At 69.2% G+C, this 1,768-nt stretch carries 2 protein-coding genes; both read left to right on the top strand.

Going from position 1 to position 1,768, the window contains the following annotated elements; all coding sequences use genetic code 11:
• The coding region (locus FUT87_RS26585) for an SDR family oxidoreductase (protein ID WP_147242926.1) at window positions 1-562 on the top strand (562 nt) is incomplete at its 5' end.
• A 193-nt stretch (window positions 563-755) separates the two neighbouring features.
• Window positions 756-1,768: S-(hydroxymethyl)glutathione dehydrogenase/class III alcohol dehydrogenase (locus FUT87_RS26580; RefSeq protein WP_147242925.1), on the top strand; the 1,013-nt coding region annotated here is incomplete at its 3' end.

Genomic DNA, 1,768 nt, shown 5'->3' with positions numbered 1-1,768 from the left:
GGCGCTGGCGGCGCGGCCGGTCGACGCGCTGCTGGCCAATGCCGGCCACGGCCTGGGCCATGCCTTCCTGGACCAGGACTTCAATGCGGTGCGGCATGTCATCGACACCAACATCACCGGCACGCTCGACCTGATCCAGCGCGTCGGGCGGACGATGCGGGACCGCAATGCCGGAAAGATCCTGATCACCGGCTCGATCGCGGGCCTGATGCCGGGCACCTTCCAGGCGGTCTACAACGGCACCAAGGCGTTCATCGATTCCTTCGCCTATGCGCTGCGCAACGAACTGAAGGACACCAACGTGTCGGTCACGGTGCTGATGCCGGGGCCGACGGACACCGAGTTCTTCGAGCGCGCCGAGCTGACGGACACCAAGGTCGGGACGCAGCGCAAGCAGCCGCCCGAGGAGGTCGCGCGCACCGGCTACGAGGCGATGGAGGACGGCGAGAGCGCGGTGGTGGCCGGCTGGAAGAACAAGCTGCAGGCCGTGCTGGCCAACGTGACGCCGGCCGAGGTGCTGGCCGAGCAGCATCGGCGGATGGCGGAGCCGGGCAAGGCTTGAGCGGGCCGGCAGGCCGGGCACAGCGGAAAGAGGAACGGAACGCGCCGGAAGGCGGCTGTCGTGCGCGAGGCGCATGCGGCGCGCACTTGGGGGCGGCGCGCAGGCGCGCCCGGAAGGCTCGGGGTATAGACTGCCCCGCATCGTCGCGCCCTCCGGGGCGCGTGCTCATTCCGTTCCTCCGAAAGGCCTCCTCATGAAATCCCGTGCCGCCGTCGCCTTCGCAGCCGGCCAGCCGCTGCAGATCGTCGAGATCGATGTCGAGCCGCCCCGCAAGGGCGAGGTGCTGGTGAAGATCACCCACACCGGCGTCTGCCACACCGATGCGTTCACGCTCAGCGGCGACGATCCGGAAGGGCTGTTCCCGGCGGTGCTCGGCCATGAGGGCGCGGGCATCGTCGTCGAGGTGGGCGAGGGCGTCACCAGCGTCAAGCCCGGCGACCACGTCATCCCGCTCTACACCGCCGAATGCGGCGAGTGCCTGTTCTGCAAGTCCGGCAAGACCAACCTGTGCGTCGCCGTGCGCGCCACCCAGGGCAAGGGCGTGATGCCCGACGGCACGACGCGCTTCTCCTACCAGGGCCAGCCGGTCTACCACTACATGGGCTGCTCGACCTTCAGCGAGTACACGGTGGTGGCCGAGGTGTCGCTGGCCAAGGTCCATCCCGAAGCGAACCCCGAGCAGGTCTGCCTGCTCGGCTGCGGCGTGACCACCGGCCTGGGCGCGGTGAAGAACACCGCCAAGGTGCAGCCCGGCGACTCGGTGGCCGTGTTCGGCCTGGGCGGCATCGGGCTGGCGGTGATCCAGGGCGCGAAGCTGGCGCAGGCCGGCCGCATCATCGCGATCGACACCAACCCGTCCAAGTTCGAGCTGGCCAAGGTCTTCGGCGCGACCGACTGCGTGAATCCGAAGGACCACGACAAGCCGATTCAGCAGGTGATCGTCGAGATGACCGGTTGGGGCGTCGATCACTCCTTCGAATGCATCGGCAATGTCAACGTGATGCGCGCGGCGCTGGAGTGCGCGCACCGCGGCTGGGGCCAGTCCATCGTCATCGGCGTCGCGGGCGCGGGCCAGGAGATCTCGACGCGCCCCTTCCAGCTGGTGACCGGCCGAACCTGGAAAGGCACGGCCTTCGGTGGCGTGAAGGGCCGCTCGCAGCTGCCCGGCATGGTGGAGGAGGCGATGCGCGGCGACATCCAGCTCGC

The sequence above is a fragment of the Mitsuaria sp. TWR114 genome, assembly GCF_007997345.1.
This window is presented reverse-complemented; position numbering and strand designations above follow the sequence as displayed.